This window comes from Microbacterium algeriense, from assembly GCF_008868005.1.
GTDB lineage: Bacteria > Actinomycetota > Actinomycetes > Actinomycetales > Microbacteriaceae > Microbacterium > Microbacterium algeriense.
The window spans coordinates 893,456-907,698 of sequence record NZ_WAAO01000001.1 but is presented as its reverse complement, the minus strand read 5'-3'; the positions used below and the strand labels follow the sequence as shown (position 1 = coordinate 907,698).

The 14,243-nt window shown below is 71.9% G+C and carries 17 protein-coding genes; 8 read left to right on the top strand and 9 right to left on the bottom strand.

What is annotated here, in order from left to right:
* Position 1: 1 nt before the first annotated feature.
* Positions 2–1,045 (bottom strand): NAD(P)H-dependent flavin oxidoreductase, encoded by a 1,044-nt coding sequence (locus tag F6A08_RS04370; protein ID WP_151458725.1) that lies wholly within the window; start codon positions 1,043–1,045, stop codon positions 2–4.
* Between the two features lie 95 nt (positions 1,046–1,140).
* Between F6A08_RS04370 and F6A08_RS04365 the strand changes: the two genes are divergently transcribed.
* Entirely contained in the window at positions 1,141–1,413 is a 273-nt protein-coding gene (locus F6A08_RS04365) for a DUF6412 domain-containing protein (RefSeq protein WP_017201676.1), read from the top strand.
* 63 nt (positions 1,414–1,476) lie between these two features.
* Positions 1,477–2,241: a YidC/Oxa1 family membrane protein insertase gene (locus tag F6A08_RS04360; RefSeq protein ID WP_151458724.1), complete on the top strand. Its 765-nt coding sequence runs from the start codon at positions 1,477–1,479 to the stop codon at positions 2,239–2,241.
* 50 nt (positions 2,242–2,291) lie between these two features.
* On the opposite strand, the gene F6A08_RS04355 is transcribed toward F6A08_RS04360, so the two are convergent.
* Positions 2,292–3,206: an EamA family transporter gene (locus F6A08_RS04355; RefSeq protein ID WP_151458723.1), complete on the bottom strand. Its 915-nt coding sequence runs from the start codon at positions 3,204–3,206 to the stop codon at positions 2,292–2,294.
* A gap of 49 nt (positions 3,207–3,255) precedes the next feature.
* Positions 3,256–4,176 carry an SDR family oxidoreductase gene (locus tag F6A08_RS04350; RefSeq protein ID WP_017201680.1) on the bottom strand — a complete coding sequence of 307 codons (921 nt, stop codon included), beginning with the start codon at positions 4,174–4,176 and terminating at the stop codon, positions 3,256–3,258.
* Between the two features lie 192 nt (positions 4,177–4,368).
* Here F6A08_RS04350 and F6A08_RS04345 point away from each other — a divergent pair, with 192 nt between their 5' ends.
* Both F6A08_RS04345 and surE read left to right on the top strand, forming a co-directional pair.
* Complete coding sequence (locus tag F6A08_RS04345; protein ID WP_124896349.1) at positions 4,369–5,403, top strand: 1-phosphofructokinase family hexose kinase; 1,035 nt, start codon at positions 4,369–4,371, stop codon at positions 5,401–5,403.
* A complete protein-coding gene (surE, locus tag F6A08_RS04340; RefSeq protein ID WP_124896350.1) occupies positions 5,400–6,158 on the top strand; it encodes a 5'/3'-nucleotidase SurE in 759 nt (252 codons plus the stop codon). Before F6A08_RS04345 ends, surE begins: the two co-directional genes overlap by 4 nt.
* On the opposite strand, the gene F6A08_RS04335 is transcribed toward surE, so the two are convergent.
* The gene (locus tag F6A08_RS04335) at positions 6,155–6,499 is read right to left on the bottom strand and encodes a DUF7882 family protein (RefSeq protein ID WP_017201683.1); all 345 of its coding nucleotides are present in this window, start codon (positions 6,497–6,499) and stop codon (positions 6,155–6,157) included. The genes surE and F6A08_RS04335 overlap by 4 nt on opposite strands.
* 81 nt (positions 6,500–6,580) lie before the next feature.
* On the opposite strand from F6A08_RS04335, the gene F6A08_RS04330 reads away from it, so the two are divergent.
* Entirely contained in the window at positions 6,581–6,937 is a 357-nt protein-coding gene (locus F6A08_RS04330) for a DUF7882 family protein (protein WP_017201684.1), read from the top strand.
* A gap of 70 nt (positions 6,938–7,007) precedes the next feature.
* Positions 7,008–7,511 carry an FHA domain-containing protein gene (locus tag F6A08_RS17635; RefSeq protein ID WP_017201685.1) on the top strand — a complete coding sequence of 168 codons (504 nt, stop codon included), beginning with the start codon at positions 7,008–7,010 and terminating at the stop codon, positions 7,509–7,511.
* Here F6A08_RS17635 and F6A08_RS04320 read toward each other — a convergent pair.
* A complete protein-coding gene (locus F6A08_RS04320) occupies positions 7,484–8,161 on the bottom strand; it encodes a DUF6766 family protein (RefSeq protein WP_017201686.1) in 678 nt (225 codons plus the stop codon). The genes F6A08_RS17635 and F6A08_RS04320 overlap by 28 nt on opposite strands.
* 321 nt (positions 8,162–8,482) lie before the next feature.
* Between F6A08_RS04320 and F6A08_RS04315 the strand changes: the two genes are divergently transcribed.
* Together F6A08_RS04315 and F6A08_RS04310 are read left to right on the top strand one after the other, a co-directional pair.
* Positions 8,483–8,896 carry a CBS domain-containing protein gene (locus tag F6A08_RS04315; protein WP_017201687.1) on the top strand — a complete coding sequence of 138 codons (414 nt, stop codon included), beginning with the start codon at positions 8,483–8,485 and terminating at the stop codon, positions 8,894–8,896.
* The gene (locus tag F6A08_RS04310) at positions 8,893–9,420 is read left to right on the top strand and encodes a CinA family protein (protein WP_151458722.1); all 528 of its coding nucleotides are present in this window, start codon (positions 8,893–8,895) and stop codon (positions 9,418–9,420) included. Before F6A08_RS04315 ends, F6A08_RS04310 begins: the two co-directional genes overlap by 4 nt.
* Here the strand turns inward: F6A08_RS04310 and F6A08_RS04305 are convergent.
* The 4 genes from F6A08_RS04305 to phnE are packed head-to-tail and all read right to left on the bottom strand — an operon-like array spanning position 9,414 to position 14,006.
* Positions 9,414–10,502: an alcohol dehydrogenase catalytic domain-containing protein gene (locus F6A08_RS04305; RefSeq protein WP_151458721.1), complete on the bottom strand. Its 1,089-nt coding sequence runs from the start codon at positions 10,500–10,502 to the stop codon at positions 9,414–9,416. The two genes, F6A08_RS04310 and F6A08_RS04305, sit on opposite strands and share 7 nt — an antisense overlap.
* 11 nt (positions 10,503–10,513) lie before the next feature.
* On the bottom strand, positions 10,514–11,221 hold the full coding sequence (locus F6A08_RS04300; RefSeq protein ID WP_151458720.1) for an HAD family hydrolase: 708 nt from the start codon (positions 11,219–11,221) through the stop codon (positions 10,514–10,516).
* A complete protein-coding gene (locus F6A08_RS04295; RefSeq protein WP_151458719.1) occupies positions 11,218–12,354 on the bottom strand; it encodes a TIGR03364 family FAD-dependent oxidoreductase in 1,137 nt (378 codons plus the stop codon). The genes F6A08_RS04300 and F6A08_RS04295 overlap by 4 nt, the downstream gene beginning before the upstream one ends.
* Complete coding sequence (gene phnE / locus F6A08_RS04290) at positions 12,351–14,006, bottom strand: phosphonate ABC transporter, permease protein PhnE (RefSeq protein WP_017201692.1); 1,656 nt, start codon at positions 14,004–14,006, stop codon at positions 12,351–12,353. Before phnE ends, F6A08_RS04295 begins: the two co-directional genes overlap by 4 nt.
* Positions 14,007–14,243 lie beyond the last annotated feature (237 nt).

Below are 14,243 nucleotides of genomic sequence, written 5' to 3'. Positions count from 1 at the left end.
GTCAGGGGTGCGGGAGGCCGCGGGAGAGCTCGGCGAAGACCGCGGCGGCGGTGTCGTGGCGGGCGAGCGGGGCGGCCTGTCCCATCCACAGCGACTGCAGCTCCCCGAGGTTCTGCTGCCCCGCGGGGGTGCGGAAGCGTCCGGTGAGCCAGTTCTGCATCGGGAACGGCGCGATCGTGCCGCTCGCCTCGATCGCCCGGACGACGCGGTTGCGTGCGCCGCGGGCCAGGCGTCCGCTCAGGGCGCGTGTGAGCACGGTCTCGTCGGCGGCGGTCGACCGGATCGCCTCACGGTGCGCGTCGTTCGCAGCGGATTCCGCGGCGGCGAGGAAGGCCGTCCCGACCTGCACTCCGGATGCTCCCAGGGCGAACGCGGCGGACACTCCTCGCCGGTCGCCGATGCCTCCTGCGGCGATGACGGGCACGTCGACCGCATCGGCCACCTGCGGGATGAGCGCGAAGGTGCCGACCAGCGATTCCTCGGCCGGACGCAGGAAGGAGACCCGGTGCCCTCCGGCTTCGGCGCCGGTCGCGACGACCGCATCGACGCCGGCCTCGGCGAGCGCGATCGCCTCCGCCACCGTGGTGGCTGTCCCGACGATCCGGATGCCGCGACGGCGCGCCTCGTCCACCACCTCGGCGGAGGGCACGCCGAACACGACGCTGAGCACCGCGGGGGCGACCTCCCAGATCGCGTCGAGCTGCTCGTCGAGCGGAGGGATGTACCGCTCAGGTCTCGCGGGGACGCCGACGCCCACCGCTTCGTAGAACGGCTGCAGCGCCTGCGCGAACACGGAGTGCTGCGGGTTCGGCGCGACCTCGTCGCCGCGGGGCAGCCAGATGTTCACGGCGAACGGGCGGTCGGTCGCGGCGCGCAGTTCGGCCCCGATCTCGCGGATGCGGTCCCCGTCGCAGCCGTACAGCCCGAAGGAGCCGAGCCCGCCCGACTCGCTCACCGCCGCGGTGAGGGCGATGGAGGACAGCCCGCCGAACGGGCCGAGGATGATCGGATGCTCGATCCCGAGCAGGGTGCGGAGGTCGCTCATGCCTCGACGTTACGCCCGCGGCGTACCATCGGGGCCGATCGGGCGGGCGGACTCCCCTGACCACGGTGCTACTCTCGCAGCAGGGAGGAGCGCGCATGAGCGAGTGGTTCGGGCAGATGCTGAGCTTCGTCGCGACCGCGCTCGGCCTGGTGTCGATGCCCGACGCCGCAGCGCTCGGTCTCGCGATCGCGCTGCTCGCCGTCACGGCCCTCACGCTCGCCATCGTGCTGAGCGTGACCCCGGGGTCGTCCTCCGACTCGCCGCACCCGCTGCGGGCGATCGATGTCGGGGTGCTCCTCACGCAGAGCGATCCGGATGCGGCGGGGCACCCCCGTCCGCGAGCCCCGGGAGTCGCGACCGCCGCGTAGTCCGTTCGCACGGGATCGCGCGGCTTTCGCCGACCCTTCCCGCCGCTACGAACGGACCCTCTCTTGGACATCTTCGCCTTCCCTCCTCTCGCCGCGCTCCTGAACGCCGCCTACGGCGCGCTCGCCGGCCTCTCCGACCTCCTCACTCCCCTGGCCGGCGCATCCGCCGCGGCCCTCGCCGTCGTCCTCGTCACACTGCTGGTGCGCGCGCTGCTCATCCCGGTCGGCATCTCCCAGGCCAGGGCAGAGCAGACCAGGGCGCGCCTCGCGCCGAGGCTGCGCGAGCTGCAGCGCCGTCACAAGAAGAACCCCGAGCGCCTGCAGAAGGAGATGCTCGAGCTGTACCGCAGCGAGAACACGTCGCCGTTCGCGGGGATGCTGCCCGTGCTCGCGCAGGCGCCCGTGGTCGGCATCCTGTACACGCTGTTCCTGCGCCCGGAGATCGCCGGACATCCCAACGAGCTGCTCACGCACGACCTGTTCGGCGCGCCGCTCGGGACGAGCCTCGTCTCCGCGCTGTTCGGCGGCACGGCGACGCCGGCCACCTTCGTGGTGTTCGGCGCGCTGCTGGCCGTGATGATCGCCGCGGCCGAGGTCACCCGCCGCGTGTTCCGTCCCGTGCCGGTGGAGGGCGACGACTCTCCGATGAACTCGCCGGCGATGCTGCGAGTGGCCTCGGCCCTGCACTACCTCACGGCGGTGTTCGCCGCGTTCGTGCCGCTGGCCGCGGCGCTGTACCTGACGGTGACGGTCGTGTGGACGCTCGTGCAGCGCGTGATCCTGCGACGTCGGTACCCGCTCCCCGTGCCCGCCGCGGTCCGGGTCTGAGCGTGGGGCGATTCGATCCGCGCGCCGAGGAGCCGCCCCAGGGCGACGGTTCAGTCGGGGAGCGGGATCGGGGCGGTGAAGGGTCCGGCGGGACCGTCACGGCGGTCCCGCCGGACACCCAGCGTGGTTCCCACGCTCGCGGCGATCACGAGGGCGACGGCCAGCATCCGCAGCGGGGTCGCGTCCTGCCCGAGGATGAGCCACCCGGCGAGGGTGGCGAACGCGGGCTCGAGGCTCAGCAGCACGCCGAACACGCGCTGCGGAAGCCGGCGCAGCGCCGCGAGCTCGAAGCTGTAGGGGATGACGGACGACAGCACGGCCGTGATCGCCGCGAGGAGCAGGAGCTGCGGATCCGCCGCGACGGTCGCCGCGGCGGGGATCCCGACCGGGATGAGCAGCACGGCGGCGACGAGGAGCCCCATCGCCAGGCCGCCGCTGCCGGGGATCAGCGCTCCGACGCGCGCGCTCATCCGGATGTACATGACCCAGAACCCGGCGGCGACGAGGATGAAGACCACCCCGAGGGGGTCGAGCGGCTCCGCCCCGATCAGGCCGTCGACGCCGAGGACGACCATTCCGAGGAGCGCGACGCCCACCCAGGCGGCATCCGCGAGCCGGCGGGTGAGCACGGCGGCGAGCACGAGCGGGCCGAGGAACTCGATCGCCACGGCCGGGCCGAGCGGGATGCGGTCGATCGCGGCGTAGAAGAACCCGTTCATCGCGGCGAGCGAGACGCCGAACAGCACGGCGGCGATCCACTGCGGGCGGGTCCATCGTCGGGGCCGCGGACGCACGATCAGCACCAGCAGCATGGCCGCGATCGCGACACGCAGCGACGTCACACCCCAGGGCCCGAGCACGGGGAACAGCTGCGCCGCCACGGCCGCTCCGAACGGAAGCGACAGGCACGACCCGACGACGAGCGCCACCCCGACGAGGGTGCCGGATGCCGCGGGTCTGTGCACCAGACAAGCTTAGGCGCGCGCTCCGGGTCGGCGGAGCGCGCGCCGGGGCTCAGAGGGCCTTGCCACCCGTGACGGCGATCACCGTACCGGATACGTAGGAGGACTCGGCGGAGGCGAGGTAGACGTACGCGCCCGCGAGCTCGGCCGGCTGGCCCGCGCGGCCCAGCGGGGTGTCCTGTCCGAAGGTCGCGAGCCGCTCCGGTCCCCACCCGGTCGCCGGGATGAGAGGCGTCCAGATCGGTCCGGGGGCGACGGCGTTGACCCGGATGCCACGCGGGCCGGCCTCCTCCGCGAGGGCCTTCACGAACGCGATCTGCGCTGCCTTGGTCATGGCGTAGTCGATGAGCCCCGGCGAGGGCTGCGATGACTGGATGGACGAGGTGACGATGATGCTCGAACCCGGTTCGAGGTCGGGGTACGCCGCCCGCGCCGAGAACAGCAGTCCCGCGAGGTTCGTGTCGAACACGCGACGCATCTTCTCGGTCGAGAGGTTCTCGAAGCCGTCGATGTCGTGCTGATAGGCGGCGTTGAGCACGAGCACGTCCAGCCCGCCCAGCACCCGACGCGCTTCGAAGACGGCGTCCGTGGCGAAGGCCTCCTCGCGGAGGTCCCCGGCGATGCTCACGCCCGTCCGTCCGGCCTCGCGGACCAGGGCCAGGGTGTCTTCGGCGTCGTCCTGCTCCTCCGGCATGTGCGCGATCGCGACATCCGCTCCCTCGCGCGCGAAGGCGATCGCCACCGCTCTGCCGATGCCGGAGTCGCCGCCCGTGATGAGCGCGCGTCGCCCTTCCAGGCGACCGTGCCCGACGTACGAGGATTCCCCGTGGTCGGGCTCCGGCGTCGTCTGCTCGGTCAGTCCCGGCTGGTCCTGGTGCTGCGCGGGGAAGCCGTCCTCCCGGTGCGCGTGTCGCGGGTCGGAGGTGTCCGGGGAGGCCTGGGTGTTCTCGGGGCCGGGGGTGGTGTCCGTCATTTCCGCTCCTCGTCTCGATGTGTGCGCCGTCGGTCGGATGCACCGATGCGCCGCGTGTGTTCGAGCATGCCCGCCGTCGTCGAGCGTCGGCAGGGGGTTGACAGCCCCGTAGGCGAGACCGCCCCGTCGGGTCAATCCCCTCTGGACGCCGGCGGCCCGGTCGTAGCGTGGAGGGGACGACAGGAGGAGACCATGAGCGATGTCACGATCTTCGCACCGTCGCCGACGCTGACGGTCACCGTAGAGGATCACCCGCAGGGTGCGGAGATCCATGTCCACGCGGGCGGCCAGGGCGTCTGGCAGGCGCGGATGCTGCGCCGACTCGGCGTCACGGTGACCATGTGCTGCGTGCTGACCGGCGAGGTGGGCCGCGTGCTGCGGCACCTGCTCGAGGACGACGAAGGCCTCACGGTCGTGGCCGTGGAGCGCGACGGCCGGGGCTCGGCGTATGTGCACGACCGCCGCGAGGGGCGCAGGGTCGCCGTCGCCGAGGAGGAGGGCGATGCTCTCGGACGGCACGTGCTCGACGACCTCTACGGAGCCGTGCTGCGCACCGGGACCGACTCTCGCGTCGTCATCCTGAGCGGGCCGGCCGGCGACGACGCCCTTCCCGCCGACATATACCGTCGCCTCGCCCTCGACCTGCGCGGCGATGACCGGATCGTCGTCGCCGATCTGTCGGGCGAACGGCTCGCCGCCGTGCTGGAGGGCCACGCCGACGTCATCAAGGTCAGCCACGAGGAGCTGATCGCCGACGGCCTGGCCGCCGACTCCTCGGTCGAGGCGCTCGCACAGGCGATGCGGGAGCTGCGCGACCGCGGAGCTCGCACGGTGATCGTGACCAGGGCCGGGGAATCCCTGCTCCTGCTCGACGACGAGGGACTGGTCGAGGTCTCCCTTCCCCGGCTCGAGGAGAAGGAGCACCGCGGGGCGGGCGACTCGCTGACGGCCGGCGTCGTGGCGGGCCTGGCCCGGGGCGACACGGCCCGCGAGGCCATCACTCTCGGCGCAGCGGCGGGCGCGGTCAACGTCACCCGGCACGGTCTGGGCACCGGCGACCCCGATGCGATCCTGCGCCTCCGGGAAGGCGTCGCCGTGCGCGAGCTCGACGACGCGGGGAGCCGACCGGCGGGACGCGTCAGCCCGGACGGCCTGGCCGCGCTCGCCGAACCGGCGGACGAGGTGCCGACCGAGAAGGAACCGGCAGACGAAGAGGAGACCCGATGACGCGCGCACTCATCACGAACGACGATGGCATCGACGCCCCCGGGCTCGCCGCTCTGGCTCGATCCGCCGTCGCCGCCGGCCTCGACATCGTGATCGCCGCCCCGGTGCGGCAGTCGAGCGGGGCGAGCGCCTCGATCATCGCGGCGGAGGAGGGCGGCCGGGTGGCCGTCGACACCCGGACGCTGCCTGGTCTGGAGGACGTGGCGGCCTACGCCGTGCACGGCGGCCCCGGGCTGATCGCGCTCATCGCCGCCCGCGGTGCGTTCGGGGGCGCAGTGGATCTCGTCCTCTCCGGCGTGAACCACGGCGCGAACGTCGGGCGCGCGATCCTGCATTCCGGCACAGTGGGCGCCGCCCTGACGGGTGGTCTCAACGGCGCGCGCGGGATGGCGGTGTCGCTCGACGTGGGCATGCACCCCGAGGTCTTCGAGTGGGACGCCGCGGCCGAGGCCGCGATGCGCCTGCTGCCGGCGCTCCGGGAATCGGCGGAGGGCACGGTGATCAACGTGAACGTCCCCAACGTCGCCGTGGTGCGAGGCATCAGGGAGGCGACCCTGGCTCCGTTCGGGATCGTCCAGACCACGATGGCCGAAGCCGAGGAGCACTACATCCGGCTCGCGGTCGAGGAGCTCCCGAACACTCCGGAGGCGGGCAGCGACGCGGCTCTCCTCGCCGAGGGCTGGGTCACGGTGACCGGCATCGACTCGATCACGGCGCGCCCGTTCCCGGTCGGGGAGACCGCGGACGCGGACTAGAGCGGCGGGGTGACCGGGACGTCTCCGCCCGGCTCCTCCCCCGCCTCCGCCGGCTCCGGCACGACGTAGAGGCCGCTGGGCGCGTTGGCGGTGAACGCGAGAGCCTCGATCCAGGCGCGGTTGATCGAGGGCTGGCGGCTGCCGAAGTACTTGAACACGAGCGAGCTGCCCGGCTGGATCCAGACGGTGGTGCGCCCGCCCCCGACGCTCGCGTCCTCGCGCCAGCTGAACGGGAACGGCTCTCCACGTCGCAGCTTCGCAGTGATCACGAGCTGGAGGTGCGTGAGAGCGCGGTCCTCGATCTCGGTCTTCACGCCGCCCTCGTAGATGAACTTGCCCATCGCGAAAGTGTCTCCTTGTTCAGTCCTGCACCACTCCGACGCGGTCTGTCGGAATCGTCCCTCTGTGCGTAGCGTAGGCCCATGGGCATGCTCTACTACCACAATTCGGAGAACCCGATCCAGATCGAGGATCTGACTCTGGCCCACCTCAAGGTGGTCATCGCGACCAAGCTGCGGAGGAACGAGAGTTTCACTTTATCCTGGCGACACCCGGAGGGAGACCCGGTCGGTCGGTCCACGATCTGGCTGCATCCCTCGATCCCGCTCCGCTTCGTGTTCGAGGACCCGGTCGTGCCGGAGCTGCGGCCGGAGTGGATCAACGCGATGGCCAACTCCGCGAACTCCAGCGGCGGCATCACGCTGCTCACCGCCGACATGATCGGCAGCGGCGAGTACCACGAGGGGCACAGCACGGAGCAGGACGGCACGGGCGCCTGAAGTCAACCCCCTCGGGGCCCCTCGGGGCCGCCTCTAGAGTGGGAACCCCGACTCCGAGGAGGGCACTGCCATGACCGAACGAAACATCGACGACCGCCCCGACGAGGGCTACACGCCGGGAACCACGCACGCCGAGTACGGTGCGGGCAACCCCCGGCTGCGCATCACGAACGGCGAGGACCGCACCGAGTTCGCGATCGAGACCGAGTCGGTCCGCATCGGGTCCGCCGAGGGCAACGAACTGCGCATCGCCGGGATCGATCCGGTGCACGCCGAGATCGTCCATGACGAGCGTGACGAGTACGTGGTGACCCTGCACGGCGAGGGTGAGATGAACTCGAACCCCGGCGCCGACGCCACGCATCCCGGCGAGCGCACCGAGACGCTGCGCACCGGATCGCGCTTCACCGCGGGCCCGTGGGAGTTCGTGTTCGCCCGCGACGAGTTCGCCGACCACGGGCGCCCCTATGGCGGCCGCCTCGGTGGCGAGTTCTCCGACCAGCCCCTGCAGCCGCCGCGCCCCGACTACGCCGACGACGCCGCTGCTCAGTCGGATTCGACCGACGATTCGTGATGGGGCGCGCCCACCGGTTTCGACTCGGATGAGCCGCGCTGGCGGAGGTAGATGGAGAAGGCGACCATCGTGCCGACCGCGAGGAACTCGGACTGCCAGTTCTGCAGTGTGCGGTTCCAGAAGTCGGCTGAGCCGATGTACTCGAGCCAGGTGAGAGCGGGTGCGGCGTGCATCGCGTTCTCCTCGTTCATGACGACGAGGCCGCCGAGCGACTGCGCGAGCCACGACAGCAGGAACACCGTGCCCATCACGATCAGGAGCGAGTTGCCGTAGAGGGCGCTCCGCCATCCTCCGATGCGCGCCCACAGCGGGGAGTCCGGACGAGCGTGACGGCCGACGAGCTGGTCGGCGTCGCTGCCCGGTCCCTCATCCCCCGGCTTCTTCGACTCCGGGGAGCCCCGCTGGATGAACCAGATGGTCGCGGCGATGAACAGGAAGAACTGCAGGAACTCCGACTGCCAGTTCTCCGCCACATCCACCAGGAAATCGGATGACCAGACGAACGACCAGAAATCGATCGGCGGGCGCCCGTGATCGAGGAGTTCCTCGTTGTTCATCTGGTAGCCGGCGATCGACTGGCCGACCAGGGCCAGCACGAAGATCGCCAGGAAGAACAGGCTGAGTCCGTTGTCGCGGATGCGATCGCGCATGATCAGCGTCCCAGGAGGGGGATCGCGATCATGACGGCGAGGCCGACCGCGAGGATCCCCGCCCAGACCCAGAACATGACCCGCATTCCCGCGGTCTCTCCCCCTTGTGCCATGACCGTCTCCCTCCTGTCCCGTGCGACCGAGCGCGCCCGACCTCCGGGTGCTCGCGGCGTCCATCCGCTCAGGATCATGGTGCGAACGCAGACGAGCCGCGAGGGGCTTGACGGCAGGGTTTGTCAATCCCCCTGCTCGCCGCCCGGAGCGGCGAATATCGTCGTCCCACGACACCGCGCACGAGAGCAGGGACGACAGGGGAAGACGATGACAACGACGCGCGACATCATGACCACGAGTCCTCGGTGCATCGGGGTGAACGACTCCCTGAGCATCGCGGCGTCGCTCATGGCGGACCTGGACGTCGGCGCCCTGCCCATCTGCGGCGAGGACAGCAGGCTCAAGGGCATGCTCACCGACCGCGACATCGTGGTGAACGCGATCGCCCGAGGGCTGGACCCGGAGACCACCCCCACCTCGGCGCTGGCGCAGGGAACCCCCATCACGGTCGGCGCCGACGATGACGTGCGGGTCGCGCTCGGCCTGATGCAGGAGAACCAGGTGCGCCGGCTCCCCGTCATCGCCGACCACCGACTCGTCGGCATCATCAGCCAGGCCGACATCGCCCGCTCGCTGTCCGCGGCGACGACAGGGAAGACCGTGGAGGAGATCTCCAAGTGAGCGCGAGCGAAGACACCGACCTCGAGCGCCTGAGCGAACTCGCCCGCGATCGCGGACTGCGCATGTGCGTGGCGGAATCGCTGACCTCCGGAGGCCTCGCGAGCACGGTCGGCGCGGGGGAGAACGCCTCCGAGTGGTTCGCCGGAGGGATCGTCGCCTACTTCACCGAGGTGAAGGAGCGCGTCCTCGGCCTGACGCCGGGCACCGATCCCACCTCTGCGGAGTGCGCCGAGCAGCTCGCCACCGGCGCCCTGCGGCTGTTCGACGCCGACATCGCCGTGTCCACCACGGGCGTCGGCGGTCCCGACCCGCAGGGCGGTCATCCCCCGGGGACGGTGTACCTCGGCTGGGCGACGGCCGAGGGCGCCGGGCACCGTCGGCTGGCGCTCACCGGAGGCCCGGAGGAGGTACTGGACGCGAGCGTCGAGGCGGCCGTCCGACTGCTCGCCTTCCACGCGGAGGGGCTGCGTCCGGCGGGACCGCGCCGCGGAGCGGAGCAGTCGGAGGACTCAGCGTCTCAGTGACCGGGGACCAGTCCGACCCGCAGCGGCGCCCCGGGCGCTGCCGCTTCGACCAGCGCGGCATCGATGTCGAGCAGTGAGCGCACCGATCCGACCGCGTCCGCGAACGGGTAGGCCCGACCGCGGCCGCTGAGGAACGCGACGGCCTCGGCGAGTTCGGCGCCCGTGTAGTTGTGGACGCCGGTGACCGTCACCAGTCGCCGCACGATGCTCTCGGCGTCGAACGGGACCGGGTCGGCCGGGAAGACGCTGCCCACGAGGACGACCGTGCCCCCGACGGCCACGCCGGCCAACGCGTCACCGACCGCGTGCCCGGAGGCCTCGATGACGACATCGGGATCGCGGTCGAGGGCGCCGGCTCCGAAGCGCGCGGCGAGCGCGCGCCTCTCGCGGTCGGGGTCGAGCACCTCGACGGTCGCTCCCTGCTCGGCTGCGATGGCCGCGGCGGACAGTCCCACCAGCCCCGCCCCGTGGATGCGCACGGCGGCGCCGTCGAGGTCGCGGTCGCGCGCGGCCCGCGCCACGGCCGCCCACGCGGTCGCCGTGGCGCACGAGGCCGGCGCGAGCACGGCCGCGGGCAGCGCCTCGGGGACGCGCACGATCGCGGTGCCCTCGCGCAGCTGCACATGGCTGCCGAAGGCGCCCGTGAGGTCGCCGTGCGCGCCGACGCGATCGTGGCCGTACTTGCCCAGGGTGCGGCACTTCTGCGGCATGCCCTGGAGACAGCGGTCGCACGCCCGGCACGAGATCGTCACCGACCACACCACGCGGTCGCCGATCCGCAGCGGGGAGCCGTCGACGGCACACGCCCCGGCGTCGCCGGTCGCGATCACCCGGCCGACGCTCTCGTGTCCCAGGACGAGCGGGACGGGCGCGGTGCGGCGTCCCTGCACGGTGTGGACGTCGGATCCGCAGATGGTGGACATCTCGACAGCGACCAGCACGTCGCCGTCGGCGAGAGAGACGCCGGGCACCGCGATGGTCTCGTGCGGATGGCCCTCGCCGATCCACACCATCGCAGTCGCCGAAGGGCGCAGCGCGACGTCCCTCCGGTGACCGGGCGGGCGGATCAGGACCGTTCCCATGGGCCGCGTCCTCAGGAGGCCGCGACGAGCGGGAGGAGCGCACGCTGGGCGAGCGCACCGCGCAGCGCGGTGACGTCGCCGAGCACCGCGTGAGCGCCTGCCGTGCTCAGCGCTGCCCTGCCGTGCGCACCCGTGAGCACACCGGCGACGAACCCGGCACCGGCCCGGCGCCCCGACTCGACGTCGCTGACGGTGTCTCCCGCGACGGCCACCGCGGCGACCGACGACGTCCGCGTGCGCAGCAGCGCGGTGAGCACGAGGTCGGGCGCCGGGCGACCGCGCCCCGCGTCCACGGGCGACAGCGCGAGGTCGATGAGCTCCTCCCAGCCGAGGCCGGCGATCAGCGCATCCCGCGTCACCGGGGCGAACCCGGTCGTGAGCACCACCGCGAGGCCCGCGTCCTTGAGTCCCTGGATCGCGTCGGCCGCGCCGGGGATCTCCGAGACGCCCTGCTCGGCCACGATCTCGGCGTACGCATCCTCGAATGCGGCGGTCGCGCGGGCCGCCGCCTCGCGGTCTCCTCCCGCGAGGTGCGTGAAGACGTCGATCTTCGACTGCCCCATGGTCACGCGCACGTAGTCGAGCGCTTCGTCCCACGGCATCCGGTCCGCGACGCCGGTGCGCTCGGCCGCCCGCTGGAACGCCTGTTCCACGACGCCGTCATCGCGGACGGTCGTCCCTGCCATGTCGAGCACGACGAGTTCGAGAGAAGTGGTCATGGTGTTCCTTCCATTGCTGCCCACCCGAAGGCGGCGGTGAGATTGTCTTCGGCCAGACCCAGACCCGTCGTCATCCCGATGCCGGTCGTCGCGGCGAGCACGAGCACGCCGTCGTCGCCACGCTCGATCAGGAACTCCTGCGGCCCCTTGGCGTAGACGCCCTGCCAGCGCTCGATCACCCGCGGCGGCGGCGCGTCGAACAGCGCCTCCGCCTCGGCGAGGAACGCGGCGAAGGCCGCCTCGGGCTGGAACGGTGCCGGTGCGGCCGAGGTCGCATGGGAGTCCCCGATGATGAGCGTGCCGTCGGGGAGCTGCGTGTACATCTGGTTGAGGTCGAGGGCGGCGAGGTCCGGGCGCTCGGTGTGCAGGCGCTCGCGGAGCGCCGAGGCTTCGGCCGAACCGGCGAAGCGCCCGTAGCGCACGAGGGACCAGCCGGTGAGCAGCGGCGCGGCGAGCGGCTGCGGGAACGACACCGCGGCGCGCACCATGTCCAGCGCGCAGCGGGCGATGCCGTGTCGCTCGGCGACGTCGGGCAGAAGCTGGTCGATGTCGTGATTGACGGCGACCACGACCTCTCCGCCGTCGATCGATCCGCGGGTCGTCTCGACCCGGCCGGCTCCCACCGCGGTGACGGCGGTGCGGAAGCGGAACTCGACGCCCAGCGCCGTGAGGTGTCGGACGATCGCGGTGGCGGCGGTGCGCGGATCGGTCTGCAGGTCGCTCTCGATGTGCGCCCCGCCGACCAGGCCCCCGGCGCGCAGCGGCGCCAGGCGGAGCAGCTCGGCGGCGTCCAGCATCCGGATCCCGCCCTCGTGGGCGGCGGCCTCCAGCACCGCGAGCTCGTCGTCATGGCGCGCGGCGACCAGGGTGCCCGACTCCCGGAGCCAGAATCCCGCGTCGCGCGAGAGCCGCAGCCACAGGTCGCGCGAGAGATCGGCGTAGCGTCGTGCCTCCCCGCCCTGCGCTCCGATGCACAGGTGGCCGAAGTTGCGGATCGTCGCGCCCACCGGAGCGTCCGTGCGATCGACGACGATCACGCGCAGCCCGCGACGGACGGCCGCGTAGGCCGCGCCGAGTCCGACGATGCCGGAGCCCACCACGACCACATCGGCCGTGTCGACAGGACCGGTCATCGGAACACCTTCCGCATCCACATCGCGAGTCCTTCGACCACGAGCACGGTGGCGAGGATCATCAACACGATCGCCGTCACGGTCTCGTAGCGCGAGCCCTGGCTGGCGTTGAGCAGGTAGTACCCGACGCCGCCTCCGCCGACGATGCCGAGGATCGTCGCCGCGCGGATGTTCGTGTCCAGCATGTAGAAGCTGTGCCCGATCAGCGCCTGCATCCCCTGCGGCACCGTGGCGGCCGTGTAGGTCTGCAGCCGGGTCGCGCCGACCGCGCGGAGGGCCCGTTCCGGTCCGCGGTCCACCTCTTCGAACGAGTCGGCGATGAGCTTGCCGAGCAGCCCGATGCCGCCGATCGCGAGCGCGATCACGCCCGCCTGGGCGCCGAGCCCGGTGATGACGACGAGCACGATCGCGAGGATCAGCTCCGGGATGCCGCGGATGCCGACGAGCAGCAGCCGCGCTGTGCCACGGGCTCCCGAGCTCGGAGCGACGTTGCGGGCGGCGAGGGATCCGAGCAGGAGCGAAGGGAGCAGCGTGAGCACGGTGGCGGCGAGCGCGATCGCGACCGTCTCGCGCATCGCCTCGACCATGGCACTCGCGTCGTAGTTCCCGAACGACGGCGGCCAGAACCGCGCGGCGACCTCGGGCAGCTTGGCCCAGAACGTGAAGAGGTCCATCCAGTTGATCTGGCTGACGACGACGCTGCCGATCACCACGAGCACGGCGATGACACCGGCGATCGTGTGGCGCACGCGCTGCCCGGTCCAGGGGCGACGCACCGCCGTCCGTGGGCTGGACGCCCACGCGGGACGCGCGGTCGACGTCGGGGCGGTGCGCGCGCCGAGGCGCGGATGCAGGAGGCGATCGATCCACGAGCGGGTCTGCTGCTGCTCGCCGAGCATCGCGCCGCGCACCATGCTGGAGACGATCTCCATCACGATGCAGAGGATGAAGATGACGAGGGCGATCCCGAGGCCCTTGCCGTAGTTGAGCGCCTTGAACGCGTACGACATCTCGAGACCGAGACCGGCGACACCGACGTAGCCGAGCACGACGCTGCCGCGCAGGTTGATGTCGTTGCGGTGCAGCACGGTGGCCACCCAGCTGGGGAGCACCTGCGGGAGGATGCCGGACGCGAACTCCTGCATCCTCGATCCTCCGGCGGCTCGGATGGCGAGGCGCGGCCCTTCGTCGATCTGCTCGATCGCGTCGGCGAACATCTTCGAGATCATTCCGATCGAGTGGATGCCGATGGCGAGGATGCCCGGCAGCGTGCCGAGCGAGAACATCAGCACGAAGGCCATCGCGAGGACGACGTCGGGCAGCGCACGGGTGAGGACGCCGATGAACCGCGCCGCGGCCCGCCAGCCGTTCCCCGGTGTCGTGTTGGACGCGGCGAGGTAGGCGATCGGCACCGACAGCACCGCCGCGAGCAGCGTGCCGACGAGGACGAGCCCGACGGTGAGCGCGATCAGCCAGACGAGGTCGCCCGGCTCGGGGAACGACAGTCCCCCCACGCGCGCCATGAAGTTCTCCGCGTTGCCCCAGCTCTGCACCATCGCCGGGATGGAGATGTCGACGTCGCGCACCGCGAGGATGCCGAGCACGACGAGCGCCACCAGCGTGAGCGAGGCCGCGATGCGCTCGGGCGACACCGGTCGCTTCGGCGCGCGCTCCGCAACGCCCGCGCCGCCCCCACCCGGCTTGCTCGCTGAGCCACCACCCTGGGTCGCTGAGCCACCCCCCGGATGGGTCGCTGAGCCTGTCGAAGCGCCACCCCCCTGGGTCACTGAGCCACCCCCCGAGTGGGTCGCTGAGCCTGTCGAAGCGCCACCACCCTGGGTCGCTGAGCCACCCCCCGAGTGGGTCGCTGAGCCACCCCCCGAGTGGGT